The organism is Streptomyces chartreusis NRRL 3882, assembly GCF_900236475.1.
GTDB lineage: Bacteria > Actinomycetota > Actinomycetes > Streptomycetales > Streptomycetaceae > Streptomyces > Streptomyces chartreusis_D.
Genome location: NZ_LT963352.1, coordinates 6,690,558 through 6,716,284 on the forward strand (window position 1 = coordinate 6,690,558; position 25,727 = coordinate 6,716,284).

Below are 25,727 nucleotides of genomic sequence, written 5' to 3' on the forward strand. Positions count from 1 at the left end.
GCGTACGTAGTGAACAGGGCGACTGCCGCAGTGGACCCGACGAAGGGGAGCAGCGCGACGTGAGTGTCGTACCCGCCGATGTCCTGCCGGGCGGTGCCGTGGCCGTGGACGAGCCCGCCGCGGGCGCGGCCGAGCTCGGGCCTCGGGCGCGGCTGTGGCCGTCGCTGGCGGCCGTGTACCGGGCGCAGCTGTCCCGGGCGCGGGTCGCGCGGATCCCGCTGCTGTTCGTGGCGACCTTCCAGTCGATCGGGATCATGATCCTGATGCGCGGGGTCGTGGACGACGGGGCGGAGGCGCAGGCCGTGGTCGCCGGGTCGTCCGTGCTGGTGGTGGCCTTCGTCGCACTCAACCTGCTCGCGCAGTACTTCGGGCAGCTGCGGGCCAGTGGCGGGCTCGACCACTACGCGACGCTGCCGGTACCGCCGGCGGCGGTGGTGCTGGGCGCGGCGGGCGCGTACGCGTCGTTCACCGTGCCGGGGACCGTCGTGACGGCGGTGTTCGGCTGTGTGCTGTTCGGGTTGCCGCTGGCCCATCTGTGGGTCCTGCTGGCCGTGATCCCGCTGGCGGGCGCCGCGCTCGCCGGGCTGGGGGCGGCGCTCGGGCTGCTCGCGCCCCGGCCGGAGCTGGCCACGCTGCTCGGGCAGCTGGGCATGTCGGCGGCGCTGCTGCTGGGCGTGCTGCCGGCCGAGCGGATGCCGGAGGCGGTGCGTTTCACGCGGGACCTGCTGCCGTCGACGTACGGCGTCGAGGCCTTCGCGCGGACGTTCGGGCCGCATCCCGACTGGGCCTTCGTGCTCGGTGACCTCGCCGTGTGCGGGTGCGTGGGTGTCGTCTCGCTGGGCGTGGCGACCTGGGCGTACCGCCGGGCGGCCGTCCGGTGAGCGGGGAGGGATCGTCCGGTGACGCGGGGTACAGGCGGGCCTGGCACGATGGCAGGGTGACCGCACCACTGAATCCACCACCACCGCCGCATGAACGTTCCGCACAGGATTCGTGGCAGCCGCCGGGCGCCGGGTCCGGGGCTCCGGCTCCCGGGTCCCAGCATGCCGAGTACGCCGGGCACGGCTGGTACGGACAGGACGGTCCCGGCATGAAGACGGAACTGCGGGAGGCCGGCGTCGTCGCCGTGGCGGTGGCGCTCGGCGGGGTGCTGCTGGGTGTGCTGTGGTGGTGGCTCGCGCCGCACGTGCCGCTGGTCGGTGACGTGGCCCAGGGGAACTGGGTCGTCTACCTCAAGGACACCGAGGGGGAGCAGGCCGTCGGGGTCGACGGCACGTTCGCGCTGCTCGGGCTGGCCTTCGGGTTCGTCAGCGCCCTGGTCGTGTTTCTGCTGCGGCGGCGCGGGGGTGTGCCGCTGGTGGTGGGGCTGGCCGTCGGGGGGCTGCTCGGGTCGTTGCTGGCCTGGCGGATCGGGGTGTGGCTCGGGCCTGCGGAGGACGTGGTCGCGCATGCGCGGGAAGTGGGGCGGGGGGTGACGTTCTCCGCGCCGCTGAAGTTGGGGGCGAAGGGGGCGTTGCTGGCCTGGCCGCTTGCGGCGTTGGTGGTGCATCTCGGGTTGACGGCGTTGTTCGGGCCTCGGGACCCGGAGCCGGAGCTCTCGGACGGGCCGTATCAGGCACCGCCGGTTGCGTAGTGCTCGGCGTCGGTGCTGAGGGCGGGTGGGCGCAGCTAAGCGCAGCTAAGCGGAGCTACGGGCGGCCGATCGGGGCCAGGACCGCGTCGGTCAGCTTCGCCAAGTCCTCCGGAGCGAGCTCCACCTCCAGGCCCCTCCGGCCGGCCGAGACGCAGATCGTCGGGTGGGCGGATGCCGATGCGTCGAGGACCGTCGGGAGCTTTTTGCGCTGGCCCAGGGGCGAGATGCCGCCCCTGACGTAGCCCGTCGTGCGTTCCGCCAGGGTCGGGTCGGCCATGGTCGCGCGTTTGCCGCCCACCGCCGCTGCCAGGGCCTTCAGGTCGAGTTGGCCCGCCACCGGGACCACCGCGACCGTCAGCGCGCCGTCGACGTCCGCCACCAGGGTCTTGAAGACGCGGTCGGGTGAGACGCCCATCGCCTCGGCCGCCTCCTCGCCGTAGGAGGGGTGGGCGGGGTCGTGGTCGTAGGAGTGCACCGTGAACTCCACGCCCGCCGCCGTCAGGGCGACCGTCGCCGGGGTGCCGCCCGCCTGCTGCTGCTTCTTCGACTTCTTCGCCATTGCCGTCCGCTTCAGTTGAGACTCGTCGGGCCGCGCGTCAGCTCCGACGCCGGCAACGACGGCAGATTACGGATGATGGCCGTCTCGGAGCGAAGGAGTTTCAGCTCGTCCCGCAGGCGGGAAGCCGTGTCGGGGGCCTGGAGCAGGCGTTGCTTGGTGGGGGTGTCCAGCATCATGGCCGCGGCCACCAGGTACGACACCACACCCGGCTCGTCGGGCAGGTCGGCGCCGGTGGTCAGGGACCGTTCCCGCGCGCCCGCCAGCCGCTTCTGGTACTGGCGGAAGGACCGCAGCACCCCTTCGGCCAACGGCGCCGCCTCGTCGCCGGGTTCCTCCGGCAGGGGCTCCAGCTCGGCCGTCAGGAACGGACCCGACTCCTCGACCGACAGCAGCCGCACCCGGGTCGTGCCGGTCGCCAGCACCTCGAAGGAGCCGTCGGTCCGCTCCCGGATCGTCGCCGCGTCCGCGATGCAGCCCACCTTGTGGAACGCCTTGGCCGGGTCCGTGCCGAAGCCCGCGGCGGGCCCCCGCTCGGGCAGCGACGTGGGGTCGGGCATGCCGGGCGCGCTGGGGGCCACTTCGTGGCCGTCGCGGATCGCCACGACGGCGAACCGGCGCGGCTCGTCCTCCGGCGTCTTCAGCAGTTCGCGCATCATGGCGCGATACCGCTCCTCGAAGACGTTGAGCGGGAGCACGAGCCCCGGGAACAGCACCGAGTTCAGGGGGAAGAGGGGGAGCCGGACGGTGGTCACGACGCAAAAGCCTAATGGTCGCCGGGGCGGACTCGTCCGCCCCGTTCACTCCGTGGATGCCCGGGCGGCCGGCCGGCTGCTGCGGACCGGATGTCGTCGCGTACCCGCAGGAAGTGGCCGAGCGGGTCGTCCGACACCTGGTCCCAGGGGAACGAGGTGGCGTACGGGCCGTTCAGGCGCAGCTGTTCCTGGGCGTCCGGCCAGCGTTCCAGGCACACCAGGACGAAGACGAGCAGGTTCCGCATCCGGGCCGGCCAGGGGTCGGCCGCCGGCAGGCGCGGGGACAGCGCGATCGCCCGGTCGGCGGCCGCGTCCAGCCGCTCGCGCGGCAGCTCGGGCCCGCAGCCGTCGGTGAGGTAGCCGAAGGCCGCCCGCAGCGGCAGTGCCTGGACGAGCGCGTCGGCGGGCGCGTCCTGCGCGGCCCGATCGGCGAAGTCGAAGCACTCCTGGTGCGAGCCGTGCCAGGACGCGGCCAGATAGCGCAGGGCCGACTCGTGGCAGCCGTAGTGGTGCGGCGCGCGGCGGACCGCCGCAGCCCACAGTTGCTCGAAGTAGGTGTGTCCGGCCTGGGCGCCGCGCGCGTGGTCCAGCGCGAGCCGCCAGGGCACCGGGTCGCCGTGGTCGCCCCGGGCGGCGGCCGTGATCAGCGGGCTCACCTCGCGCAGCATCTCGGCCCGGGCCGGCGACTGCCAGGCGCGGTCCACGGCCAGCTGGGCCCGGAGCAGCAGCGCGTCCGGGTCGTGGGGGGCGGTGGCGAGCCAGGCGTCCAGCCAGTCGGGGCGCGAGCGGGCGAAGGCGGCCAGCCGGGTGATGTACCGGTCGCGCCGCTCCCACTCGGCCGCCGCCCGGGTGGCCTGGAGCAGCCCGGAGGCCGGTCCGTGGTCGCCGCGGGCGGCCGCGACCAGCGCCGGACTGAGCCGTGCGTCGGGCGCGTCGAGCAGCACCTCGTCGTCGGGGCGCGGCCCGCCGACGGGGTGGGAGGCGGTCCTAGTCATCCGGCCCGGGCGGATGAACGGCAGCTGCATGGCCATGGTGCCGACCATTGAAAGTCCGCTGGTCACGGCGGCGCCAGATGGTTCGGTGAACTCGCGGAAAGTTGTACGCCCCAAGGTCAAGAGAAGGTAAAAGTGTGACAGTTCAACAACGGCGGTCACACCAGCATCATCAGTTGCGCCGCAGCAAGCGCGTCGCCCCCGCCGCCACCGTCGTCGCCAGGATCCAGCCCAGCAGGATCATCGCCGTCGCCAGCCACTGCCAGCCCCCGCGCAACTGCCAGAAGCCCACCTGGCCCAGGTCGATGACCGGCAGCAGCAGATCGAGTGTGAACAGCGTGGGGTTCCACTCCGGATGCTCACCGCGCTTCAGCGGCGGATGCCCGGCCTGTGCGAAGGCGAGCGAGCCCGCCGCCCACAGCACCGCCATCCACACCGCGGCCCGGCCCGGCCGGTACCCGTAGGCGACCGCCCAGTCCTGCGCGTAGCCCCACAGCTTGGCGGCCGGCGGCAGGCCCTCCCGGTGCCGGCGCTGTTTGGCGAGCAGCACCTCGCGGGCGTCCTCGTCCTCCCCGCCGGCCCGCAGCACGGCCGCGAGCCGCTCGTACGGCTCCGGGTTGTACTCGGCGGTCGCCGCCGCCACCCACTCCAGCCGCTCGGCCAGCGGGAACGGCCCGCGCGGCACGAGGTTCTCGTAGGTGAAGCCGCCCATGTGCAGCCGCCCCGGGCCGGGCCAGGCGTCCGCCCGGTCCATCAGGTTGACGATCTTCGCCCCCGAGAGCACGACCCGCCCGCGGGCGGGATGCTCGCCGAGGAACCGCAGCTCCGGCGTCTGCACCCGGCGCAGCGACAGCTCCTGGTCGTCGGTGAGGGTGAATCTGGCCCGCTCGAAGTCGACCGCGTCGCCGAACCGCCCGTCGTCCAGCCGGATCCCGCCCTCGCACGAGAACCGCTGGATCCGCGTCCCGCGCGCCGGGGTCATCCCGCTCATCGCCTGGGCGCCGACGCCCGCCGGGGTCAGATACAGGCTGCGCTCGACGGTCAGCTGCGGGGCGTTGAGGGCGAGCCGCTCGTACGGGTTGGCCAGGCGGGCGCCGCGCAGGCTCAGGGAGACGCCGACGGTGGCGGCGCGCAGGCTCAGCTCGCCGTGCGACTCCAGCAGCTCGGCCTGTAAGTCCTGGCCGACGGTCAGGCCGTCCGCGGCGATCGACCGGCCGCTGCGGTCCCGGTGCACGATCGCCTGGTTGAGCATCAGGTCCGTGCCGATCTGCGCGTCCGTGAGCCGGATGCCGCGGTGGAAGCGGCAGCGCGGCAGGTGCAGATCGCCCTCCGTCTGCACCCGGGCCGCCTCCAGCCGCGGCACCGAGCAGTCCACCATCCGTACGGTCGTGAAGCGGGCCTCCGGCAGCAGTACGTCCTGCTCGAACCGGCACTGGCGCATCTCGACGTACGGCACCACCGTGCCGCCCGCGAGGTCCAGCGAGCCGCTGATCAGCACGCCGGCCAGCTTCAGCGACGACACACGGCCGGCCAGGGCGGGCGGGCCGTCCAGGAGCAGCCAGCAGACGATCCGGGCCCGCACGGTCCGGTCCTCGTCCCACGGGTGGCCGCCGTGCGGATCGTCCACCACCGGGTCACCGCTGCTCAGGTCGTACACGCTGCCGTTGCGGAACGCCTGCCACATTCCGGCCTCGGCCGCGGTCAGGTCGTCGGGCAGTTCCCCGGCGCGCACGCCGGCCCCCTCGGTCACGTCTCTTCCTTCCTCCCCGGATACTCGCGGGTCAGATGCCTCGTACACCTGTTCATGCCCGCTGAGTGACGGCCCGAACGCGAAAAGTGAAGGGGATCTTCCGGGTGTGGTCGGCGGTCTGTATCAGCCATTGATACGAGCGAACGGCGCGTCATTCGGGTCTGAGAGAATTGAGCACGTGATCTCCCGAATCGATCTGCGCGGCGACGCCCTTCCCGAGGGCCCCGCCCTGCGTGACCTGCTGCCCCGAGCCGAGTTCGACGTGTCGGCCGCCCTGGAGAAGGTGCGTCCGATCTGCGAGGACGTGCATCATCGGGGCGACGCGGCGCTGATCGAGTTCGCCGAGCGGTTCGACGGGGTCAGGCTCGACCAGGTGCGGGTCCCGGCCGCCGCGCTCACGCGCGCGCTGGAGGAACTCGACCCGGCCGTGCGCGCGGCCCTGGAGGAGTCCATCCGGCGCGCCCGGACCGTCCACCGCGAGCAGCGCCGCAGCACGCACACCACGCAGGTGGTGCCCGGCGGCACGGTGACCGAGAAGTGGGTTCCGGTCGAGCGGGTCGGGCTGTACGCGCCCGGCGGCCGGTCCGTGTATCCGTCCTCCGTGGTCATGAACGTCGTGCCCGCGCAGGAGGCCGGCGTCGAGTCCATCGCGCTCGCCTCCCCGGCCCAGGCCGAGTTCCACGGGCTGCCGCACCCGACCATCCTCGCCGCCTGCGCCCTGCTCGGCGTCGAAGAGGTCTACGCCGCCGGGGGCGCCACCGCCGTCGCGATGTTCGCGTACGGCACGGAATCCTGCCCGCCCGCCGACATGGTCACCGGCCCCGGCAACATCTGGGTCGCCGCCGCCAAGCGCTACTTCACGGGCCGGATCGGCATCGACGCCGAGGCCGGCCCGACCGAGATCGCGGTCCTGGCCGACGAGACGGCCGACCCGGTGCACGTGGCCTCCGACCTGATCAGTCAGGCCGAGCACGACCCGCTGGCCGCCGCCGTCCTCGTCACGGACTCCGCCGACCTCGCGGACGCCGTGGAGAAGGAGCTGGAGCCGCAGGTCGCGGCCACCAAGCACGTCGACGACCGGATCGTCCCGGCGCTGTCCGGAAAGCAGTCCGCGATCGTCCTGGTCGACGGCATCGACGAGGGCCTGAAGGTGGTCGACGCGTACGGCGCCGAGCACCTGGAGATCCAGACGGCCGACGCCGCCGCCGTGGCCGACCGCGTCAAGAACGCCGGCGCGATCTTCATCGGCCCCTGGGCCCCGGTCTCCCTCGGCGACTACGCGGCCGGCTCCAACCACGTCCTGCCCACCGGCGGCTGCGCCTGCCACTCCTCCGGCCTGTCCGTCCAGTCCTTCCTGCGCGGCATCCACATCGTCGACTACACGCAGGACGCGCTGGCCGAGGTGGCGCACCACGTGGTCACGCTGGCGGAGGCGGAAGACCTGCCCGCACACGGCGCGGCGATCAAGGCCAGGTTCGGCTGGAAGGTACCCGAGAGCAAGTGAGCGACGTACGCATCGACGATCTGCCCGTACGGGACGAACTGCGCGGCAAGTCCCCCTACGGCGCGCCCCAGCTGGACGTCCCCGTACGGCTGAACACCAACGAGAACCCCTACCCGCTGCCCGAGCCGCTGGTCGAGCGCATCGCCGAGCGGGTCCGAGAGGCGGCCCGCAACCTCAACCGCTACCCCGACCGGGACGCGGTCGAACTGCGCACGAAGCTCGCCGAGTACCTGACGGACACCTCCGGACACGAGGTCGGCCTCGCCAACGTCTGGGCCGCCAACGGCTCCAACGAGGTCATCCAGCAGCTGCTCCAGACCTTCGGCGGGCCCGGCCGCAGCGCGATCGGCTTCGAGCCGTCGTACTCGATGCACGGGCTCATCGCGCGCGGCACCGGCACGGGCTGGATCTCCGGCCCCCGCAACGAGGACTTCACGATCGATGTCCCGGCCGCCGAGAAGGCGATCGCCGAGCACCGGCCCGACGTCGTCTTCGTCACCACTCCCAACAACCCCACGGGCAACGCGGTCCCGCCCGAGACGGTCCTCGCGCTCTACGAGGCCGCGCAGGCGGCGAAACCGTCGATGGTGGTCGTGGACGAGGCGTACATCGAGTTCAGCCACGGCGACTCGCTGCTGCCGCTGCTCGACGGGCGCCCGAACCTCGTCATCTCCCGCACGATGTCCAAGGCGTTCGGCGCGGCGGGCCTGCGCCTCGGCTACCTCGCCGCGCACCCGGCCGTCGTCGACGCCGTCCAGCTCGTTCGGCTGCCCTACCACCTGTCGGCCGTCACCCAGGCGACGGCCCTGGCCGCCCTGGAGCACACCGGCACGCTGCTGGGCTACGTCGAGCAGCTCAAGGCCGAGCGGGACCGCCTGGTGCGCGAACTGCGCGCCACCGGCTACGACGTCGTCGAGTCCGACGCCAACTTCGTGCAGTTCGGCAGGTTCGAGGACGCGCACACGGCCTGGCAGAAGATCCTCGACCGGGGCGTCCTGGTCCGGGACAACGGCATCCCCGGGTGGCTGCGGGTGTCGGCCGGCACCCCCGAAGAGAACGACGCGTTCCTCGACGCGGTCCGTGAACTGAAGAAGGAGCAGAGCACATGAGCCGCGTGGGACGCGTGGAGCGAGTCACCAAGGAGACGTCGGTGCTCGTCGAGATCGGCCTCGACGGGTCCGGAAAGGTCGATGTGTCGACAGGCGTCGGCTTCTACGACCACATGCTCGACCAGCTCGGCCGGCACGGTCTGTTCGACCTGACCGTGAAGACCGAGGGCGATCTGCACATCGACTCGCACCACACCATCGAGGACACCGCCCTCGCCCTCGGCGCCGCCTTCAAGCAGGCCCTCGGCGACAAGGTCGGCATCTACCGCTTCGGCAACTGCACGGTCCCGCTGGACGAGTCCCTCGCCCAGGTCACCGTCGACCTGTCCGGCCGCCCCTACCTCGTGCACACCGAGCCCGAGAAGATGGCGCCGATGATCGGCGAGTACGACACCACCATGACCCGGCACATCCTGGAGTCCTTCGTGGCCCAGGCCCAGATCGCGCTGCACGTGCACGTGCCCTACGGGCGCAACGCGCACCACATCGTCGAGTGCCAGTTCAAGGCGCTGGCCCGGGCCCTGCGCTACGCCTCCGAACGCGACCCGCGCGCGGCCGGCATCCTCCCCTCCACGAAGGGCGCCCTGTGAACGGCATCTCGACCCTGCTGATCGTCGTCGGCCTGTTCCTCGTCGGCGGGATCTACTCCTTCGTCAAGCAGAAGATGCCCAAGGGCCTGATCGTGCTGCTCTCCATCGGCGCCGCGATGTGCCTGGCGGCCGGTGTCGTGAGGCTGGAGGTGTGGAATTGAGCGCCCCATCGAGCGCCCCCTCGAAGAAGCAGAAGAAGGTAGTCGTCTTCGACTACGGCTTCGGCAACGTCCGCTCCGCCGAGCGAGCCCTCGCGCGCGCGGGAGCCGACGTCGAGATAACGCGTGACTACGACAAGGCCCTGAACGCCGACGGGCTGCTCGTGCCCGGCGTCGGCGCCTTCGCCTCCTGCATGAAGGGCCTGCGCGAGGCACGCGGCGACTGGATCGTCGACCGCCGGCTGTCCGGCGGGCGCCCGGTCATGGGCATCTGCGTCGGCATGCAGATCCTCTTCGCCCGCGGCATCGAACACGGCGTGGAGACCGAGGGCCTAGACGAGTGGCCCGGCTCGGTCGAGCCGCTCCAGGCCGAGATCGTGCCCCACATGGGCTGGAACACCGTGGACGCGGCGCCCGGCTCGCAGCTGTTCGCCGGCCTGGACGCGGACGCGCGCTTCTACTTCGTGCACTCCTACGCCGTCCACGACTGGTCGCTGGAGACCCACAACCCGGCGATGGAGGCCCCCAAGGTCACCTGGTCCACGCACGGCAAGCCGTTCGTCGCGGCCGTCGAGAACGGCGCCCTGTGGGCCACGCAGTTCCACCCCGAGAAGTCCGGCGACGCCGGAGCCCAGCTCCTCACCAACTGGATCGGAACACTGTGAGCAAGCTCGAACTCCTCCCCGCCGTCGACGTCCGCGACGGCCAGGCGGTGCGCCTGGTGCACGGCGAGTCCGGAACGGAGACCTCCTACGGCTCGCCCCTGGAGGCCGCCCTCGCCTGGCAGCGGTCCGGCGCCGAGTGGCTGCACCTGGTCGACCTGGACGCCGCGTTCGGCACCGGCGACAACCGCGAGCTGATCGCCGAGGTCGCCAAGGCGATGGACATCAAGGTGGAGCTGTCCGGCGGCATCCGCGACGACGACACCCTCGCCGCCGCCCTGGCCACCGGCTGCACCCGCGTGAACCTGGGCACGGCCGCCCTGGAGACCCCCGAGTGGGTCGCCAAGGTCATCGCCGAGCACGGCGACAAGATCGCGGTCGGACTGGACGTCCGCGGCACCACCCTGCGCGGCCGCGGCTGGACCCGCGACGGCGGCGACCTCTACGAGACGCTGGAGCGCCTCAACAAGGAGGGCTGCGCGCGGTACGTCGTCACGGACATCGCGAAGGACGGCACGCTCCAGGGCCCGAACCTGGAACTGCTGCGCAATGTGTGCGCCGCGACGGACCGCCCTGTCGTGGCCTCCGGCGGCGTGTCCTCGCTGGACGACCTCCGGGCCATCGCCGGCCTCGTGCCGCTCGGTGTCGAGGGCGCGATCGTAGGGAAGGCGCTGTACGCGAAGGCGTTCACCCTGGAAGAGGCATTGGAGACTGTGTCGTCATGAGCGATGCCGTACGGCGCGTGCAGAGCGGAAGTCCCTGGGAAGAGAGTTTCGGTTTCGCGCGCGCCGTGGCGGCGGGCGATCGGGTGCTGGTGGCGGGCACGACACCCTTCAAGGGCGATGTGCTGTACGGGGAGGGCGATCCGTACGAGCAGGCCAAGGCGGCCTTCACCAGCGCCCTCGAGGCGATCGGCGAGTTCGGGCTCGGCATCGGGTCCGTGGTCCGTACGCGGATGTACCTGGCCCACTCGCGCGACCTCGACGAGGTGGGCCGGGCCCACAAGGAGCTGTTCGACTCCGTGCGCCCGGTCGCGACCTTCCTCGTCGTGGAGGGCTTCGTCGACCCGCGCGTCCTGGTGTCGGTGGAACTAGAGGCATTCAGAGGAACGGTGGATTCATGACCCTGGCGGTCCGAGTCATCCCCTGCCTGGACGTGGACAACGGCCGGGTCGTCAAGGGCGTCAACTTCCAGAACCTGCGCGACGCGGGCGACCCCGTCGAGATGGCCAAGGTGTACGACGCCGAGGGCGCCGACGAGCTGACGTTCCTGGACATCACCGCCTCGTCGGGCAACCGCGAGACGACGTACGACGTGGTGCGCCGCACGGCCGAGCAGGTGTTCATCCCGCTCACGGTCGGCGGCGGGGTGCGCACCGCCGAGGACGTGGACAAGCTGCTGCGGGCCGGCGCGGACAAGGTCGGCGTCAACACGGCCGCGATCGCCCGCCCGGAGCTGATCCGGGAGATCGCGGAACGCTTCGGCCGCCAGGTCCTGGTCCTGTCGGTGGACGCGCGCCGCACCGAGTCCGGCTCCTTCGAGGTGACCACCCACGGCGGCCGTCGCGGCACCGGCATCGACGCCGTCGAGTGGGCGCACCAGGCCGCGGAGCTGGGCGCCGGCGAGATCCTGCTCAACTCCATGGACGCGGACGGCACCAAGGACGGCTACGACCTGGAGATGATCCAGGCAGTGCGGGGGCACGTGACCGTCCCGGTCATCGCCTCGGGCGGCGCGGGCAAGCTGGCCGACTTCCCGCCGGCCATCGCGGCGGGCGCGGACGCCGTGCTGGCCGCGTCGGTGTTCCACTTCGGGGACCTGCGCATCGGCCAGGTCAAGGAGACGCTGCGGGAGGCGGGTCACCCGGTGCGGTGACCCGCGTGTCGGGAGCCCCGGCCGCGTGCTGCGGCCGGGGCCTCCTCATGCCCGGGGTTTCCTCACGGCCCCTCAGATCCCGAGCTGCTTCGTCTCGTGCAGCTTCGCGATCGCGTCCTCGTCGCCGTCCAGCTCGACCTTGGCCTCGCTCTGCCGGCCGTAGGAGAACAGCACCAGCTCGGAGGGCTCACCCGTCACCGTGACCACCGGCGCGCCCCGGTGGGCGACGACCGTCTGGCCGTCCGGACGGCGCAGCACCAGGCCCGTCGGGACGCCCCGCCCCATCAGCCGGGCGGTGCGCTCCAGCCGGGACCACAGGGCGTCCTGGAAGACCGGGTCGAGCTCGCGCGGCGACCAGTCGGGCTGGGCGCGCCGGACGTCCTCCGTGTGGACGTAGAACTCGATGATGTTCGACATCTCGTCGACCTGCTTGAGCGAGAAGGGCGAGAAACGCGGCGGCCCCGTACGGATCAGCTGGATCAGCTCCTCGTACGGCTTGTCGGTGTACTCCGCCATCACCCGGTCCAGGCGCGGCGCGAGCTGCTTGATCAGTATCCCGCCGGCGGCGTCCGGGCGGCGCTCCCGCACGACCACGTGCGCCGCGAGGTCCCGGGTCGTCCAGCCCTCGCACAGGGTGGGCGCGTCCGGGCCCGCGGTCTCCAACAGATCGGCGAGGAGAAGTCGTTCGCGCTTGGCATGGGTCGACATGCCGCCCAGCCTACGACCGGCCGTCGGGTCCGCCCAGTGGACACTCCACCTGCTCCGTCAGTGGCGCCCGGCACAATGGACGGCATGACCAGCACGCCCAGCCGTCTCGACCCGGAGATCGCCGCCCGCCTCAAGCGCAGCGCCGACGGCCTCCTGCCCGCCATCGCCCAGCAGTACGACACCGGAGAGGTGCTGATGCTCGGCTGGATGGACGACGAGGCGCTGCACCGCACCCTGACCACCGGCCGGTGCACGTACTGGTCCCGCAGCCGCCAGGAGTACTGGGTCAAGGGCGACACCTCCGGCCACTTCCAGTGGGTGAAGTCCGTCGCCCTCGACTGCGACGCCGACACCGTCCTGGTGAAGGTCGACCAGGTCGGCGCCGCCTGCCACACCGGCGCGCGCACCTGCTTCGACCAGGACGTGCTCCTCAAGGACGGCGGCTCCGACGCCCCCGCCTCGGATCAGTAAGGTCAGCGGCCATGGACCTCGAGACGTTCCGCAAGCTCGCCACCGACCGGCGGGTCATCCCGGTCACCCGCAAACTCCTCGCCGACGGCGACACCCCGGTGGCGCTCTACCGCAAGCTGGCCGCCGAGCGCCCGGGCACCTTCCTGCTGGAGTCCGCGGAGAACGGCCGCTCGTGGTCCCGGTACTCCTTCGTGGGCGTGCGGTCGGCGGCCACGCTGACCGAGCGCGACGGGCAGGCCCACTGGCTCGGCGCCCCGCCCGTCGGCGTCCCCGTCGACGGCGACCCCCTCGCCGCCCTGCGCGCCACCATCGAGGCCCTGCACACGCCCCACCAGGACGGCCTGCCGCCGTTCACCGGCGGCATGGTCGGCTACCTCGGCTACGACATCGTCCGCCGCCTGGAGAAGATCGGCCCGGGCGAGCGCGACGACCTGAAGCTGCCCGAGCTGACCATGCTGCTCACCAGCGACCTGGCCGTCATGGACCACTGGGAGGGCTCGGTCCTGCTGATCGCCAACGCGATCAACCACAACGACCTGGAGACCGGCGTCGACGAGGCCTACGCGGACGCCGTGGCCCGGCTCGACGCCATGGAGGCCGACCTCTCCCGCGCGGTCGCGCAGCCCCCGGCCGCGCTCCCGCCCTCCGAGCTCCCCGAGTACACGGCGCTGTGGGGCGGCCCCGACTTCCAGGAGGCCGTCGAGGACATCAAGGAACGCATCCGGGCCGGCGAGGCCTTCCAGGTGGTCCCCTCCCAGCGCTTCGAGACGCCGTGCACGGCGAGCGCGCTGGACGTCTACCGGGTCCTGCGGGCCACCAACCCGTCCCCGTACATGTACCTGTTCCGCTTCGACGGGTTCGACGTCGTCGGCTCGTCCCCCGAGGCCCTGGTCAAGGTCGAGGACGGACGCGCCATGGTCCACCCCATCGCCGGCACCCGCTGGCGCGGCGCCACCCCGCAGGAGGACCAGGCCCTCGCCGACGAACTGCTCGCCGACCCCAAGGAGCGCGCCGAGCACCTCATGCTCGTCGACCTGGGCCGCAACGACCTGGGGCGGGTCTGTGAGCCCGGCTCGGTCGAGGTCGTCGACTTCATGTCCGTCGAGCGGTACTCGCACGTGATGCACATCGTCTCGACCGTGACAGGCCGCGTGGCGGCCGGGCGCACGGCCTTCGACGTCCTCACCGCCTGCTTCCCGGCCGGCACCCTCTCGGGCGCCCCGAAGCCCCGCGCCATGCAGATCATCGACGAACTCGAACCCTCCCGGCGCGGGCTCTACGGCGGCTGCGTCGGCTACCTCGACTTCGCCGGCGACTCCGACACCGCCATCGCCATCCGCACCGCCCTCCTGCGCGACGGAACCGCGTACGTGCAGGCCGGCGCGGGCATCGTCGCCGACTCCGACCCGGTCGCCGAGGACACCGAGTGCCGCAACAAGGCGGCGGCGGTCCTCAGGGCCGTACACACGGCGAACCGGCTGGGAAAGGCCTGAGATGAACCCCCGGGTGACGGTTCGCCCGGGGTTCAGGCGATAGTGGGGTACGTGACTGCTGCACCTCACCCCCGTTCCGAAGCCGCCGGATCCGCCCGGGCCGGCCGTCTGAGCCTCGCCGTGGCGCTGCTGGGCGGTGCGCTCGGCGCGGCCGTGGCGCTGCTCGCCACCCGGCAGCGCTGGGCGGAGGGCACCGCGACGGTGGCCGGCGGCGCCTTCCCCCTGACCGCCAAGGGCAGCGACGTCACGGGCGTACCCGCGGCGCTCGCCATAGTGGGCCTCGCCGCGCTCGTCGCCGTCTTCGCCGTCCGCCGGGCCGGCCGCTTCATCGTGGCCGGGCTGCTGGCGCTGTCCGGCGCGGGCATCGTCGCCGCCGCCCTGCTCGGCGCCTCCGACGGCTCCGCGCTCGACGAGCAGGCCGCCCAGGCCTCCGGGGACACCTCCGCCTCCGTGGACACCCTCAGCCACACCGCCTGGCCGTACGTCGCGGCCGTCGGCGGCGTTCTGATCCTCCTGGCCGGGCTGCTCGCCCTGCGCTACGGCCGGCTGTGGCCCGCGATGTCCGGCCGCTACGAGCGCGACGGCGCGCCCCAGCCGCGCCGAAAGGCCCCCGCCGTCGACCCCGACCGGCCCGAGGACCTGTGGAAGGCGCTCGACCGGGGCGAGGACCCCACCGGGGCCTGAGCCACCCGGAGCAGCGGGGAGCATCCCAGGAGCACCCCCGCTCACCGGTTACGCGCGCGTGCGGGACAATGGGCCCGAGCGTCCTGCTCAGACACGCACACAGCAACGAGGAGCAAGCAATGGCGGGCAGCAGCCACGGTCACACCCCGGCCGCCTGGACCGGTGTCACGATCGCCTTCATCGGTTTCTGCGTCGCGGGCGCGTTCATGGTGATGGACCAGCCCGTGGGCTTCTGGGCGGGCATGGTCGTCGTGCTCCTCGGCGGTGTGGTCGGCGGCATCATGCGGATGATGGGCCTCGGCCAGCCCAAGGACCTGCACCAGCCGCACAAGATGACGGGCGACCGCGAGCCGGCCCGCGCCGAGGGCTGATCACGAACAACCCCGTTGTCACGCGAGGGGCGGCCGGCACTCGGGTGCCGGGACCGCCCCTCACGCGCGTGCCGGGCACAATGCGTACCGTGAACGCCGACAGCCGAAGGGTGACGCACAGCGTCGCGGGCCGACTGGCCGTCCCCGCCGGGGTGCTCGCGGCCGTCGCCGCCGCCTTCGCCTACGTGGGCGCGGTCGACCCCAACGAACCCGGCCACTACCCCGTCTGCCCGCTGCTGCACTACACCGGCCTGTACTGCCCCGGCTGCGGCGGACTGCGCAGCGCGCACGCCTTCGTCCACGGCGACTTCCCGGCGGCACTGCACGCCAACGCGCTCGCCGTCCTCGGCTATCTGGCGTTCGCCGTGCTGTGGACCGTATGGGTGGTCCACGCGGTGCGCGGGCGCCCGATGCGGATCGACCCCCGCCCGGGGCTGGTGTGGAGCCTCGGCGCGTTGCTGCTGGTCTTCACCGTTGTCCGGAACCTGCCCTTCGGTGGCTGGCTCCATCCTTGATCAACTGGCGGATGTCCAGGTAGTGGGACCGGCGTCAACCGGATGCGAAGCCTGCGCACCGCTGCGGATACCATCGCAGTGACCATCGGTTTTCGATCGGTCGATGGAACTGTCAAGAGTCTGGAAGGGGGCCGCTCGCGTGAGTGTGCTCGACGAGATCATCGACGGAGTCCGTGCCGACCTCGCGGAGCGGCAGGCGCGCGTCAGCCTCGACGAGCTCAAGGAGCGCGCGGCGAAGACTCCCGCGGCCAAGGACGGCGCGGCCGCACTGCGCGGGGACGGCGTCAAGGTGATCTGCGAGGTCAAGCGCTCCAGCCCCTCCAAGGGCGCGCTCGCCGCGATCGCCGACCCGGCCGGACTCGCCGCGGACTACGAGGCGGGCGGCGCGGCCGTCATCTCCGTCCTCACCGAACAGCGCCGCTTCGGCGGCTCCCTCGCCGACCTCGAAGCGGTCCGCGCCCGCGTGGACATCCCGGTCCTGCGCAAGGACTTCATCGTCACGTCGTACCAGCTGTGGGAGGCCCGCGCCTACGGCGCCGACGTCGTCCTGCTGATCGTCGCCGCCCTCGACCAGCCCGCCCTGGAGTCCCTCATCGAGCGCGCCGAGTCCATCGGGCTCACGCCGCTCGTCGAGGTGCACGACGAGGACGAGGTCGAGCGCGCGGTCGACGCCGGCGCCCGCGTGATCGGCGTCAACGCGCGCAACCTCAAGACCCTCGAGGTCGACCGGGGCACCTTCGAGCGCGTGGCACCGGAGATCCCCGACCACATCATCAAGATCGCCGAGTCCGGCGTCCGCGGCCCGCACGACCTCATCGCCTACGCCAACGCCGGCGCCGACGCGGTCCTGGTGGGCGAGTCCCTCGTCACCGGCAAGGACCCCAAGACGGCGGTCTCCGACCTGGTGGCGGCAGGCGAACATCCGGCCCTCCGGCACGGCCGGGGCTGATCTCCCGCTAGGCTTGGCCCCGATGACTCTCACCATGACGACCGTGGACCGGTACGCCCGCCTCGCGCGCGGCTGCCGCCCCCGCGGCTGCCGTGCGCCCGCGCGCCGCGTACACGGCCGCCGCGTCCGGTACGTCATCGGTGACGAGCCGGGCCAGGTGAACGGCATGCGATGGCAGCGGCGCCCCGTCAGGGGCGCGGGACTCTGTTCAATGTGCGGCTACCGCCGCGCGGGCGCGACCAGCCACTGACGGCCCGCGGCCGACAGCCGATCCCCGCCCCCACGGCGACCAGTGCACCCAACACACTCACCGTGAGGTTTCCGCATGCCCAGTCAGTTCTTCATCCCCGACCCCGAGGGTCGAACCCCCAACCCCGAAGGCTACTTCGGCGCGTTCGGCGGCAAGTTCATCCCCGAGGCCCTCGTCGCCGCCGTCGACGAGGTCGCCGTCGAGTACGACAAGGCCAAGCACGACCCGGAGTTCGCCAGGGAACTCGACGACCTCCTGGTCAACTACACCGGCCGCCCGTCGGCGCTCACGGAGGTGCCCCGGTTCGCCGAGCACGCCGGTGGCGCCCGGGTCTTCCTCAAGCGCGAGGACCTCAACCACACCGGCTCCCACAAGATCAACAACGTCCTCGGCCAGGCCCTGCTCACCAAGCGCATGGGCAAGACCCGGGTCATCGCCGAGACGGGCGCCGGCCAGCACGGCGTGGCCACGGCCACGGCCTGCGCGCTCTTCGGCCTCGAGTGCACGATCTACATGGGTGAGATCGACACCCGGCGCCAGGCCCTCAACGTCGCCCGCATGCGCATGCTCGGCGCCGAGGTCATCGCCGTGAAGTCCGGCAGCCGCACGCTGAAGGACGCGATCAACGAGGCGTTCCGCGACTGGGTCGCCAACGTCGACCACACGCACTACCTCTTCGGCACGGTCGCCGGCCCCCACCCCTTCCCGGCCATGGTCCGCGACTTCCACCGGGTCATCGGCGTGGAGACCCGCCGCCAGCTCCTGGAGCGCGCGGGCCGGCTCCCCGACGCGGCCGTCGCCTGCGTCGGCGGCGGTTCCAACGCCATCGGCCTCTTCCACGCCTTCATCCCGGACGAGTCCGTCCGCCTCATCGGCTGCGAGCCGGCCGGCCACGGCGTCGACACCGGCGAGCACGCGGCGACCCTGACCGCGGGCGAGCCCGGCATCCTGCACGGCTCCCGCAGTTACGTCCTCCAGGACGACGAGGGGCAGATCACCGAGCCGTACTCGATCTCGGCCGGTCTGGACTACCCGGGCATCGGGCCCGAGCACTCCTACCTCAAGGACTCCGGCCGCGGTGAGTACCGCGCGGTCACCGACGACGCGGCCATGCAGGCCCTGCGCCTGCTGTCCCGCACCGAGGGCATCATCCCGGCCATCGAGAGCGCCCACGCGCTGGCCGGCGCCCTGGAGGTCGGCAAGGAGCTGGGCAAGGACGGGCTGATCGTGGTCAACCTGTCCGGCCGCGGCGACAAGGACATGGACACCGCCGCGCGCTACTTCGGCCTCTACGACACCGACGCCGAGGTCGCCGCCGACGCGGACACCGACACCGCCGAGATCGAGGGGGACGCCAAGTGAGCGGCAAGATCCAGCTGTTGACCGACACCCTCGCCGCGGCGAAGTCCGAGGGCCGGTCCGCCCTCATCGCCTACCTCCCGGCCGGGTTCCCGACCGTGGACGGCGGCATCGAGGCGATCAAGGCCGCCCTGGACGGCGGTGCCGACGTCGTCGAGGTCGGTCTGCCGCACAGCGACCCCGTCCTCGACGGGCCCGTCATCCAGACCGCCGACGACATCGCCCTGCGCGGCGGCGTGAGGATCGCCGACGTGATGCGCACGGTCCGCGAGACCCACGCGGCCACCGGCAAGCCGATCCTCGTCATGACGTACTGGAACCCCATCGACCGCTACGGCGTCGAGCGGTTCACCGCCGAGCTCGCCGAGGCGGGCGGCGCCGGGTGCATCCTGCCCGACCTGCCCGTGCAGGAGTCGGCGCTGTGGAGGGAGCACGCCGAGAAGCACGGTCTCGCCACCGTCTTCGTCGTCGCGCCCAGCAGCAAGGACGAGCGGCTCGCGCAGATCACCGCGGCGGGCAGCGGCTTCGTCTACGCCGCCTCCCTCATGGGCGTCACCGGCACCCGTGAGTCGGTCAGCTCGCAGGCCGAGGACCTGGTGGAACGCACCCGGGCCACCGGCACGGACCTGCCGGTCTGCGTCGGGCTCGGCGTCTCCAACGCCACCCAGGCCGCCGAGGTCGCCGGCTTCGCCGACGGCGTGATCGTCGGCTCGGCCTTCGTCAAGGCCATGCTCGACGCCCCGGACGACGCGGCCGGTGTCGAGGCCGTCCGCACCCTGGCGGCCGGCCTGGCGAAGGGCGTGCGCGGACAGGCGTAAGAAGCCGGGTAGTCATACGGGTCCCTCGTACGGGTGGACCTGGGGCCGGGGAGGCGCGGTGCGCCTCCCCGGTTCGTTTCCGGGGTGTGAGCGAGAAGAACCGTGAGGGAAAGCGCACCGCCCGGGAGAAGCTGGCGGTGGAGCGCGAGAAGCAGAAGGCCTCGGACAAGCGCAGGCGCGCGCTGATCGTGGGCGGTGCCGTCGTGGCCGTCCTGGGGCTCGCGGCGGTGATCGGCGTCGTCGCGGCCAACGCCGGGAAGGACGACGACAGCGAGGCGGCGGGCCCGGTCGTGGCGCCGTCGGGAGCACAGGGCAAGGACGGCCTGGCCATCCCGGTCGGCAAGGACAGCGCCAAGTCCACGCTCACGGTGTGGGAGGACTTCCGCTGCCCCGCCTGCAAGGCCTTCGAGACGGCGTACCGGCCGGTGATCCACGAGTTGACGAACGCCGGCCAGCTGAAGACCGAGTACCACCTCGTGACCCTCATCGACGGCAACATGAGCGGCACCGGCTCCCGCAACGCGGCCAACGCCGCGGCCTGCGCCCAGGACGCCGGGAAGTTCCCCGAGTACCACGACGTGCTCTTCGACAACCAGCCCCCGGAGGTCGACGACGCCTACGCCAGGAACGCCAAGCTGATCGAGCTGGCCGGCAAGGTCGACGGCCTGGACACCCCCGCCTTCCGCAAGTGCGTCGAGGACGGCACGCACAACGCGTGGGTCGCCAAGTCCCACCAGGCGTTCAACAAGGGCGGCTTCTCGGGTACGCCGACCGTCCTGTTCGACGGCAAGAACATCTACCAGGACCGGACGATGACCCCGGCGAAGCTGAAGCAGATGGTGCAGGAGCAGAACAAGGGGTAAGGGCCTTTCTCACGCGCCCGTTATGGACCCGTAGCCGGGCTGCCTGCCGCGGCCCCGGTCCGGCACGGTAGCGTCGACCTTGCCATGGAACTTGCCTTCATTCCCAGCCCGTCACGCGGGGTGCTGTACCTCGGCCCCATTCCGCTGCGCGGCTACGCGTTCTGCATCATCATCGGCGTCTTCGTTGCCGTCTGGCTCGGCAACAAGCGCTGGATCGCCCGGGGCGGGCGGGCCGGCACGGTGGCCGACATCGCGGTCTGGGCCGTGCCGTTCGGCCTCGTGGGCGGCCGGCTCTACCACGTGATCACGGACTACGAGCTGTACTTCAGCGAGGGCCGTGACTGGGTGGACGCCTTCAAGATCTGGGAGGGCGGCCTCGGCATCTGGGGCGCGATCGCGCTGGGCGCGCTGGGCGCCTGGATCGGCTGCCGGCGCCGGGGCATCCCGATGCCGGCGTACGCCGACGCCGTCGCGCCCGGCATCGCCCTCGCCCAGGCGATCGGCCGCTGGGGCAACTGGTTCAACCAGGAGCTGTACGGCAAGCCCACCGACCTGCCGTGGGCCCTGGAGATCACGTCCTCAGCGGACGGCCGGGTGCCGGGCACGTACCACCCGACGTTCCTGTACGAGTCCTTGTGGTGCATCGGCGTCGCGCTCCTGGTCATCTGGGCGGACCGCCGCTTCCGGCTGGGACACGGCCGGGCGTTCGCGCTGTACGTCGCGGCGTACTGCACGGGCCGGGCGTGGATCGAGTACATGCGGGTCGACGACGCCCACCACATCCTGGGCCTCCGGCTGAACGTGTGGACCGCGATGCTCGTGTTCCTGCTCGCGGTCACGTACCTCGTGGTGTCGTCGAAGAAGCGGCCCGGCCGGGAAGAGGTCGTGGAGCCCGCGGCCGCCGACGGTGCCGCCGAGGCGGACGGCGAGGCCGGCGACGAGGGCGAGGACGGCGAAGCCGAGGGCAAGGACGGCGACGCCGAAGACGAGGCCAAGAACGAGGCCGGGTCGGCGAAGAAGACCTGACGACCGTCCGTACACCGCCGAGGGCGCCCGGAACGTTCCGGGCGCCCTCGGAGCGTGCCGGGCGCGTCAGCGGCGGCGGGCCAGGGACAGGGTGCGCTGGGCCGCCGTCACCACCGCCGCGTCGATGAAGCGGCCGTTCGGGAGGGCCTGGGCGCCCCGGTCCGCGGCGGCGGCCTTGAGGACCGTCTCCGCCTGCTCGACGTCCGCCTCGGTGGGCAGATAGGCCCGTTCGATCACCGGGAGCTGGCGGGGGTGGATCGCGGCCCGGCCCAGGAAACCCAGGGCACGGCCGTGGCCGCAGGAGGCGGCGAGGCCCTCCAGGTCGCGGGTGTCCGGGTGCACCGACTGGGCCGGCGGGGGCAGGCCGGCGGCCCGGGCCGCGACGATCACCCGGGAGCGGGGCCAGTCGAGGCCGGTGTCGTCGCGTACGCCCAGATCGGCCCGCAGGTCGGCCTCGCCGAGGGCGATGCCGCGCAGGTGCGGGTGGGCGCCGGCGATGGCGTACGCCTGTTCCACCGCCAGGGCGCTCTCCAGGAGGGCGTACAGGTCGGTCCGAGCGGCTCGGCGTGCGACGTGGGTGACCTCGGCGGACGAGCTGATCTTGGGGAGGCGGAGGCCGGAGAGCCCGGGAGCCGGGGCCAGGGCCGCGATGTCCTGCTCGCCCCAGGGGCTGTCCAGGGCGTTGACGCGGACGTGGACCGGGACCGGCGGCAGGTCGGCGAGCAGCTCGGCGGTCGCGGCACGGGCGTACGCCTTCCGGTCGGGGGCGACGGCGTCCTCCAGGTCGACGACGACGATGTCGGCCCCGGAGGTGAGGGCCTTGGCGACCACGTCGGGGCGGTCGCCCGGGGCGTAGAGCCAGGTGAGCGGGAACGCCGTCACAGGGCGCCCTCCGCGCGCAGCGCCGTGAGGTCGGCCGGGGACAGGCCCAGTTCGGTGAGGACCTCGTCGGTGTCCGCGCCGTGGGGGCGGCCGGCCCAGCGGATCGCGCCGGGTGTGGCGGAGAGCCGGAAGAGGACGTTCTGCATGCGCAGGGGGCCGAGCTCCGGGTCGTCGACGGTGGTGATGGTGTTCAGGGCCTGGTACTGCGGGTCCGCCATCACGTCCCGGACGTCCTGGACCGGGGCCACGGCCGCCTCGGCCTTCTCGAAGGCGGCCAGGACGTCCGGGCGGGTGCGTGCGGCGATCCAGGAGCCGACCGCCTCGTCCAGGACGTCGGCGTGGCGGGCGCGGTCGGCACCCGTGGCGAACCACGGCTCGTCGATCAGTTCCGGGCGGCCCACCAGGCGCATCACGCGTTCCGCGACCGACTGGGCCGATGTCGAGACGGCGACCCAGGTGCCGTCCGCGGTGCGGTAGACGCCGCGCGGGGCGTTGTTGGGGGAGCGGTTGCCGGTGCGGGGCTGGACGTGGCCGAGCTGGTCGTACCAGAGGGGCTGGGGGCCGAGGGCGGCCAGGATGGGCTCGATCAGGGCCATGTCGACGACCTGGCCCTCCCCGGTCCTGTCCCGGGCGGCGAGGGCCGTCATCACGGCGTACGCCGTCGTCAGGCCCGCGATGGAGTCGGCCAGGCCGAACGGCGGGAGCGTCGGGGGCGCGTCCGGTTCGCCGGTGATCGCGGCGAAGCCGCTCATCGCCTCGGCGAGGGTGCCGAAGCCGGGGCGGTGCGCGTAGGGGCCGAACTGGCCGAAGCCGGTGACGCGGGCCAGGACCAGGCGGGGGTTGGCGGCCGACAGCTCCGGCCAGCCCAGGTCCCACTTCTCCAGGCTGCCGGGGCGGAAGTTCTCGATGATCACGTCGGCGCCGGCGGCGAGGCGCAGGAGGGTGGTGCGGCCGCCGGGCTTGGACAGGTCGAGGGTGATGGTGCGCTTGTTGCGGCCGAGCATTTTCCACCACAGGCCCACGCCGTCCTTCGACGGGCCGTGGCCGCGGGACGGGTCCGGTTTCGACGGGTGCTCGACCTTGACGACCTCCGCGCCGAAGTCGCCGAGCAGGGTGGCGGCGAGCGGGCCGGCGAAGAGGGTGGCGAGGTCCAGGACGCGGAGGCCGGTGAGGGGCGCGGTCATGAGCGGTGGGTCTCCCGGTGTGTGAGGTGGGCGAGGGTGTCGAAGCCGATGCCGTTGAAGTCGCCGATGGAGGTGGCCAGGCGGTTCTTCAGGGGGGCCGTCCAGCGGTCGGGGAGCACAGCGGGGTCTTCGGCCAGCAGGCCAGCGATGCTGCCGGCGGTCGCGCCGTTGGAGTCGGTGTCCCAGCCGCCGCTCACCGCGCGGCAGACGGAGCCCGAGAAGTCGCCGTCGGCGTGGGTGAGGGCGGCGGCGATGAGGGCCGTGTTGGGGACGGCGTGCACCCAGTGGTGGGTGGCGGCGTGGGTGGCGTGCAGGTGGTCGACGACCGTGTCGAAGTCGTCGTGTTCGCAGGCCAGTCGGACGGCGTGGTGGACGGCTCGGGCGAGGCGGGAGCGTGGCGGGACGACGGCGAGACCGGTGCGCAGGCAGGTGTGGACGTCGTGTTCGCCTGTCGCGGCCTGCGCGATGGTGGCCGCTGTGAACATCGCCGCGTAGACGCCGTTGGCGGTGTGGGTGAGGGTGGCGTCGCGGTGGGCCTGTTCCGCGGCGGTGGCCGGGTCGCCGGGGTTGGTCCAGCCGTGCACGTCGGCGCGGATCAGGGCGCCGATCCATTCGCGGAACGGGTTGCGGTGGCGGGCGGTGTGCGGGGGTTCCAGGCCGGTGAGGAGGTTGCGGTAGGCGATGCGTTCGGCGGTGAAGGTGCGGCCGGCGGGGAGTTCGTCGAGCCAGGTGCGGGCCACGTCCGTGGTGGTGAAGGTCTTGCCGTGGCGTTGCAGGAGGATCAGGTTGAGGAGGGGGTAGTTGAGGTCGTCGTCCTCGGGCATGCCGTCGATGTTCTCGGCGAGGGAGGATTGTGCCGAGCGGCGGTTCCAGGGGTGTGCGGCGAGGAGTTCCCGGGGGACGCCCCGGGCCGTGAAGTAGGTGGTGAGGGGCCAGTTGCCGGTGGACCTGGCCAGGTGGCGGATGGCGTCCAGGGGGAGTTTTTCGACCGGTTTGCCCAGGAGGCAGCCGACGGCTCGGCCGAGCCAGGCGGATTCCAGGTGTTGCGGCGTGATGGCTGGGGTGGGGGGCGGGTCGCTCGCCCGCGCTGGCGGGGTGCCGCCTGCGCCCACCCTCCCACGGAATGGCCAAGCCGGGCACAGGGACTTGATCGCTGTCAGGTCCGTTGGTTCGTCGTCCGCCAAGGCGCTTGGCAGGTCCGCCAGTTCGTCCAGGAGGTCTTCTGCCAGTTGGCGGAGGTAACGGGACACCGGAGTCGGGGACGCGCCTGCGGTTCGGGGGGCCTCCGGGCCGCCTGCCGCTCGCCAGCGGGACGCGATCCTCGACGGTTCTCGGCCGTCCTGCGTCGCCTGGCGCAGCTCGTGGCCGATCAGGTCCTCCGGCTGGACCCAGGTCAGGCGGAGCATTCCGGGCCTCCGAGGGATGCGAAGGCCTGTTCGTGGGAGCGGCGGCGGGAGGTGTCCCGGGTGAAGATCTCGCGGGTGACGGCCGTGAGGGTCGTGGCCGGTTCCCACAGGTCCAGGCGGCTGGCCTCCGCGACCGTCTTGGCCCAGTCCTGGGGGACGGGCGAGCCCAGGGCGCCGGCCAGGGCGCCGGCCATCGTGGCGATGGAGTCGCAGTCGCGGCCGTAGTTGACGGCGCCCAGGACCGCGTGGTGGTAATCGCCCCGAGCCACGAGCACCATGCCCAGGGCTACCGGCAGTTCCTCGATCGCGTGGAGGCGGGAGGGGCGGCGGGCGGCGAGGGAAGGCGTGCGGTAGTCGGGGCCGACCGTGTCGTAGGGGGCGACCGCTTCGCGCAGGGGGCCCAGTGCCGACTCGAAGTCCGTGTGGCGGGAGGCCTCCTCGCAGACCCGCTCGATGGCGGTGCGCGTACCGTCCTTCGCCAGGGACAGGCAGGTCGAGACGACCGAGTCCGGGGTGGCTCCCGGCGTGCACGCCGCCGCGACCGCCGCCGCCAGGACGCCCGCCGCCTCACGGCCGTACGACGACTGGTGCGCGCCGGCGATGTCGAGGGCCTCGGTGTAGGCCGCCCGCGGGTTGGCCGCGTTGACCAGGCCGACCGGGGCCATGTACATCGCCGCACCGCAGTTGACGATGTTGCCGGTGCCGGCCTCGCGCGGGTCGGCATGGCCGTAGTGGATCCTGGTCACCAGCCATTTCTCCGCCAGGAAGACGCGGTGCAGCGGGAGGGCCTCGGTCTCCAGCTCCGGGATCCAGCGTGCCTCGGTCATCAGGTCGGGCACGAGGTGGTCGGCGATCGCGTAGGCGTCGAGGTGGTCGCGGACCCGGGCGTAGACGCGGACCAGGGCGTGCGTCATCAAGGTGTCGTCGGTGACGTGGCCGTCGCCCTTGTGGTACGGGGCGAGGGGGCGGGCCGTGCGCCAGTCGTCGCCGTGCCAGGGGCCGACGATGCCGTGGACGCGGCCGCCGTGGCGTTCCAGGATCTGCTGTGGCGAGTAGCCCTCGACGGGGCCGCCGAGGGCGTCGCCGACGGCGGCGCCGACCAGGGCTCCGGTGATCCGCTCGTCGAGTGTGGCGTTTTGGTGTGGTTTGGGCTGCATGGCCGCA

The 25,727-nt window shown here is 72.5% G+C and carries 30 protein-coding genes; 21 read left to right on the top strand and 9 right to left on the bottom strand.

The window, feature by feature from the left end; all coding sequences use genetic code 11:
- Window positions 1–59: 59 nt before the first annotated feature.
- Window positions 60–881, top strand: a complete 822-nt coding sequence (locus SCNRRL3882_RS30220; protein WP_010039401.1) for an ABC transporter permease — start codon at window positions 60–62, stop codon at window positions 879–881.
- 56 nt (window positions 882–937) lie between these two features.
- The gene (locus tag SCNRRL3882_RS30225; RefSeq protein ID WP_029181136.1) at window positions 938–1,633 is read left to right on the top strand and encodes a hypothetical protein; all 696 of its coding nucleotides are present in this window, start codon (window positions 938–940) and stop codon (window positions 1,631–1,633) included.
- Between the two features lie 55 nt (window positions 1,634–1,688).
- Here the strand turns inward: SCNRRL3882_RS30225 and ybaK are convergent, their stop codons facing one another.
- The 4 genes from ybaK to SCNRRL3882_RS30245 all read right to left on the bottom strand — a co-directional run bounded on the left by ybaK (window position 1,689) and on the right by SCNRRL3882_RS30245 (window position 5,686).
- Window positions 1,689–2,192 (bottom strand): Cys-tRNA(Pro) deacylase, encoded by a 504-nt coding sequence (gene ybaK / locus SCNRRL3882_RS30230; protein ID WP_010039404.1) that lies wholly within the window; start codon window positions 2,190–2,192, stop codon window positions 1,689–1,691.
- Between the two features lie 11 nt (window positions 2,193–2,203).
- A complete protein-coding gene (locus SCNRRL3882_RS30235; protein ID WP_010039405.1) occupies window positions 2,204–2,944 on the bottom strand; it encodes an LON peptidase substrate-binding domain-containing protein in 741 nt (246 codons plus the stop codon).
- Between the two features lie 11 nt (window positions 2,945–2,955).
- Entirely contained in the window at window positions 2,956–3,987 is a 1,032-nt protein-coding gene (locus SCNRRL3882_RS30240) for a hypothetical protein (RefSeq protein WP_010039407.1), read from the bottom strand.
- Between the two features lie 121 nt (window positions 3,988–4,108).
- The gene (locus SCNRRL3882_RS30245) at window positions 4,109–5,686 is read right to left on the bottom strand and encodes a hypothetical protein (protein WP_010039409.1); all 1,578 of its coding nucleotides are present in this window, start codon (window positions 5,684–5,686) and stop codon (window positions 4,109–4,111) included.
- 178 nt (window positions 5,687–5,864) lie between these two features.
- Here SCNRRL3882_RS30245 and hisD point away from each other — a divergent pair, with 178 nt between their 5' ends.
- Genes hisD through hisF form a run of 8 tightly spaced genes read left to right on the top strand, consistent with a single transcriptional unit; the run spans window position 5,865 to window position 11,584 of the window.
- Complete coding sequence (gene hisD, locus SCNRRL3882_RS30250) at window positions 5,865–7,190, top strand: histidinol dehydrogenase (protein WP_010039411.1); 1,326 nt, start codon at window positions 5,865–5,867, stop codon at window positions 7,188–7,190.
- Window positions 7,187–8,299: a histidinol-phosphate transaminase gene (locus SCNRRL3882_RS30255; RefSeq protein ID WP_010039413.1), complete on the top strand. Its 1,113-nt coding sequence runs from the start codon at window positions 7,187–7,189 to the stop codon at window positions 8,297–8,299. Before hisD ends, SCNRRL3882_RS30255 begins: the two co-directional genes overlap by 4 nt.
- On the top strand, window positions 8,296–8,889 hold the full coding sequence (hisB, locus tag SCNRRL3882_RS30260) for an imidazoleglycerol-phosphate dehydratase HisB (RefSeq protein WP_010039415.1): 594 nt from the start codon (window positions 8,296–8,298) through the stop codon (window positions 8,887–8,889). The genes SCNRRL3882_RS30255 and hisB overlap by 4 nt, the downstream gene beginning before the upstream one ends.
- On the top strand, window positions 8,886–9,050 hold the full coding sequence (locus tag SCNRRL3882_RS41200; RefSeq protein WP_010039417.1) for a hypothetical protein: 165 nt from the start codon (window positions 8,886–8,888) through the stop codon (window positions 9,048–9,050). The genes hisB and SCNRRL3882_RS41200 overlap by 4 nt, the downstream gene beginning before the upstream one ends.
- The gene (hisH, locus tag SCNRRL3882_RS30265; protein ID WP_418952372.1) at window positions 9,041–9,712 is read left to right on the top strand and encodes an imidazole glycerol phosphate synthase subunit HisH; all 672 of its coding nucleotides are present in this window, start codon (window positions 9,041–9,043) and stop codon (window positions 9,710–9,712) included. Before SCNRRL3882_RS41200 ends, hisH begins: the two co-directional genes overlap by 10 nt.
- Window positions 9,709–10,434 carry a bifunctional 1-(5-phosphoribosyl)-5-((5-phosphoribosylamino)methylideneamino)imidazole-4-carboxamide isomerase/phosphoribosylanthranilate isomerase PriA gene (gene priA / locus SCNRRL3882_RS30270; protein WP_010039422.1) on the top strand — a complete coding sequence of 242 codons (726 nt, stop codon included), beginning with the start codon at window positions 9,709–9,711 and terminating at the stop codon, window positions 10,432–10,434. Before hisH ends, priA begins: the two co-directional genes overlap by 4 nt.
- Window positions 10,431–10,832 (top strand): RidA family protein, encoded by a 402-nt coding sequence (locus SCNRRL3882_RS30275; protein WP_010039424.1) that lies wholly within the window; start codon window positions 10,431–10,433, stop codon window positions 10,830–10,832. The genes priA and SCNRRL3882_RS30275 overlap by 4 nt, the downstream gene beginning before the upstream one ends.
- Window positions 10,829–11,584, top strand: a complete 756-nt coding sequence (gene hisF, locus SCNRRL3882_RS30280) for an imidazole glycerol phosphate synthase subunit HisF (protein WP_010039426.1) — start codon at window positions 10,829–10,831, stop codon at window positions 11,582–11,584. The genes SCNRRL3882_RS30275 and hisF overlap by 4 nt, the downstream gene beginning before the upstream one ends.
- A 72-nt stretch (window positions 11,585–11,656) precedes the next feature.
- Here hisF and SCNRRL3882_RS30285 read toward each other — a convergent pair whose 3' ends face one another.
- Complete coding sequence (locus SCNRRL3882_RS30285) at window positions 11,657–12,292, bottom strand: TIGR03085 family metal-binding protein (RefSeq protein ID WP_010039427.1); 636 nt, start codon at window positions 12,290–12,292, stop codon at window positions 11,657–11,659.
- An 84-nt stretch (window positions 12,293–12,376) separates the two neighbouring features.
- Here SCNRRL3882_RS30285 and hisI point away from each other — a divergent pair, with 84 nt between their 5' ends.
- From hisI to lgt, 11 genes are all read left to right on the top strand, one after another.
- On the top strand, window positions 12,377–12,763 hold the full coding sequence (gene hisI, locus SCNRRL3882_RS30290; RefSeq protein WP_010039428.1) for a phosphoribosyl-AMP cyclohydrolase: 387 nt from the start codon (window positions 12,377–12,379) through the stop codon (window positions 12,761–12,763).
- 11 nt (window positions 12,764–12,774) lie between these two features.
- Window positions 12,775–14,256, top strand: coding sequence for an anthranilate synthase component I (locus SCNRRL3882_RS30295; RefSeq protein ID WP_010039429.1), 1,482 nt, complete (start codon window positions 12,775–12,777; stop codon window positions 14,254–14,256).
- Window positions 14,257–14,298: 42 nt separating this feature from the next.
- Window positions 14,299–14,940 carry a TIGR02234 family membrane protein gene (locus SCNRRL3882_RS30300; protein WP_029181137.1) on the top strand — a complete coding sequence of 214 codons (642 nt, stop codon included), beginning with the start codon at window positions 14,299–14,301 and terminating at the stop codon, window positions 14,938–14,940.
- A gap of 119 nt (window positions 14,941–15,059) precedes the next feature.
- Window positions 15,060–15,311 carry an HGxxPAAW family protein gene (locus SCNRRL3882_RS30305; protein WP_010039431.1) on the top strand — a complete coding sequence of 84 codons (252 nt, stop codon included), beginning with the start codon at window positions 15,060–15,062 and terminating at the stop codon, window positions 15,309–15,311.
- A gap of 80 nt (window positions 15,312–15,391) precedes the next feature.
- Entirely contained in the window at window positions 15,392–15,826 is a 435-nt protein-coding gene (locus tag SCNRRL3882_RS30310; RefSeq protein WP_050810227.1) for a DUF2752 domain-containing protein, read from the top strand.
- A 139-nt stretch (window positions 15,827–15,965) separates the two neighbouring features.
- Window positions 15,966–16,775: an indole-3-glycerol phosphate synthase TrpC gene (gene trpC / locus SCNRRL3882_RS30315; RefSeq protein WP_010039437.1), complete on the top strand. Its 810-nt coding sequence runs from the start codon at window positions 15,966–15,968 to the stop codon at window positions 16,773–16,775.
- 22 nt (window positions 16,776–16,797) lie between these two features.
- Window positions 16,798–17,025, top strand: coding sequence for a tryptophan biosynthesis modulator TrpM (trpM, locus tag SCNRRL3882_RS30320; RefSeq protein ID WP_078602820.1), 228 nt, complete (start codon window positions 16,798–16,800; stop codon window positions 17,023–17,025).
- A gap of 75 nt (window positions 17,026–17,100) precedes the next feature.
- Window positions 17,101–18,387 carry a tryptophan synthase subunit beta gene (trpB, locus tag SCNRRL3882_RS30325; protein WP_010039439.1) on the top strand — a complete coding sequence of 429 codons (1,287 nt, stop codon included), beginning with the start codon at window positions 17,101–17,103 and terminating at the stop codon, window positions 18,385–18,387.
- Window positions 18,384–19,202 carry a tryptophan synthase subunit alpha gene (gene trpA, locus SCNRRL3882_RS30330; RefSeq protein WP_010039441.1) on the top strand — a complete coding sequence of 273 codons (819 nt, stop codon included), beginning with the start codon at window positions 18,384–18,386 and terminating at the stop codon, window positions 19,200–19,202. The genes trpB and trpA overlap by 4 nt, the downstream gene beginning before the upstream one ends.
- Window positions 19,203–19,288: 86 nt before the next feature.
- Window positions 19,289–20,065 carry a thioredoxin domain-containing protein gene (locus SCNRRL3882_RS30335; protein ID WP_010039444.1) on the top strand — a complete coding sequence of 259 codons (777 nt, stop codon included), beginning with the start codon at window positions 19,289–19,291 and terminating at the stop codon, window positions 20,063–20,065.
- Between the two features lie 84 nt (window positions 20,066–20,149).
- Window positions 20,150–21,091, top strand: coding sequence for a prolipoprotein diacylglyceryl transferase (lgt, locus tag SCNRRL3882_RS30340; protein ID WP_050810228.1), 942 nt, complete (start codon window positions 20,150–20,152; stop codon window positions 21,089–21,091).
- A gap of 66 nt (window positions 21,092–21,157) precedes the next feature.
- Here the strand turns inward: lgt and SCNRRL3882_RS30345 are convergent, their stop codons facing one another.
- The 4 genes from SCNRRL3882_RS30345 to SCNRRL3882_RS30360 are packed head-to-tail and all read right to left on the bottom strand — an operon-like array spanning window position 21,158 to window position 25,720.
- Window positions 21,158–21,973, bottom strand: coding sequence for an HpcH/HpaI aldolase/citrate lyase family protein (locus SCNRRL3882_RS30345; protein ID WP_010039448.1), 816 nt, complete (start codon window positions 21,971–21,973; stop codon window positions 21,158–21,160).
- A complete protein-coding gene (locus SCNRRL3882_RS30350) occupies window positions 21,970–23,157 on the bottom strand; it encodes a CaiB/BaiF CoA transferase family protein (protein ID WP_010039450.1) in 1,188 nt (395 codons plus the stop codon). The genes SCNRRL3882_RS30345 and SCNRRL3882_RS30350 overlap by 4 nt, the downstream gene beginning before the upstream one ends.
- Window positions 23,154–24,563 (bottom strand): ADP-ribosylglycohydrolase family protein, encoded by a 1,410-nt coding sequence (locus tag SCNRRL3882_RS30355; RefSeq protein ID WP_010039451.1) that lies wholly within the window; start codon window positions 24,561–24,563, stop codon window positions 23,154–23,156. Before SCNRRL3882_RS30355 ends, SCNRRL3882_RS30350 begins: the two co-directional genes overlap by 4 nt.
- Complete coding sequence (locus SCNRRL3882_RS30360; protein WP_010039453.1) at window positions 24,551–25,720, bottom strand: ADP-ribosylglycohydrolase family protein; 1,170 nt, start codon at window positions 25,718–25,720, stop codon at window positions 24,551–24,553. Before SCNRRL3882_RS30360 ends, SCNRRL3882_RS30355 begins: the two co-directional genes overlap by 13 nt.
- Window positions 25,721–25,727: the final 7 nt, after the last annotated feature.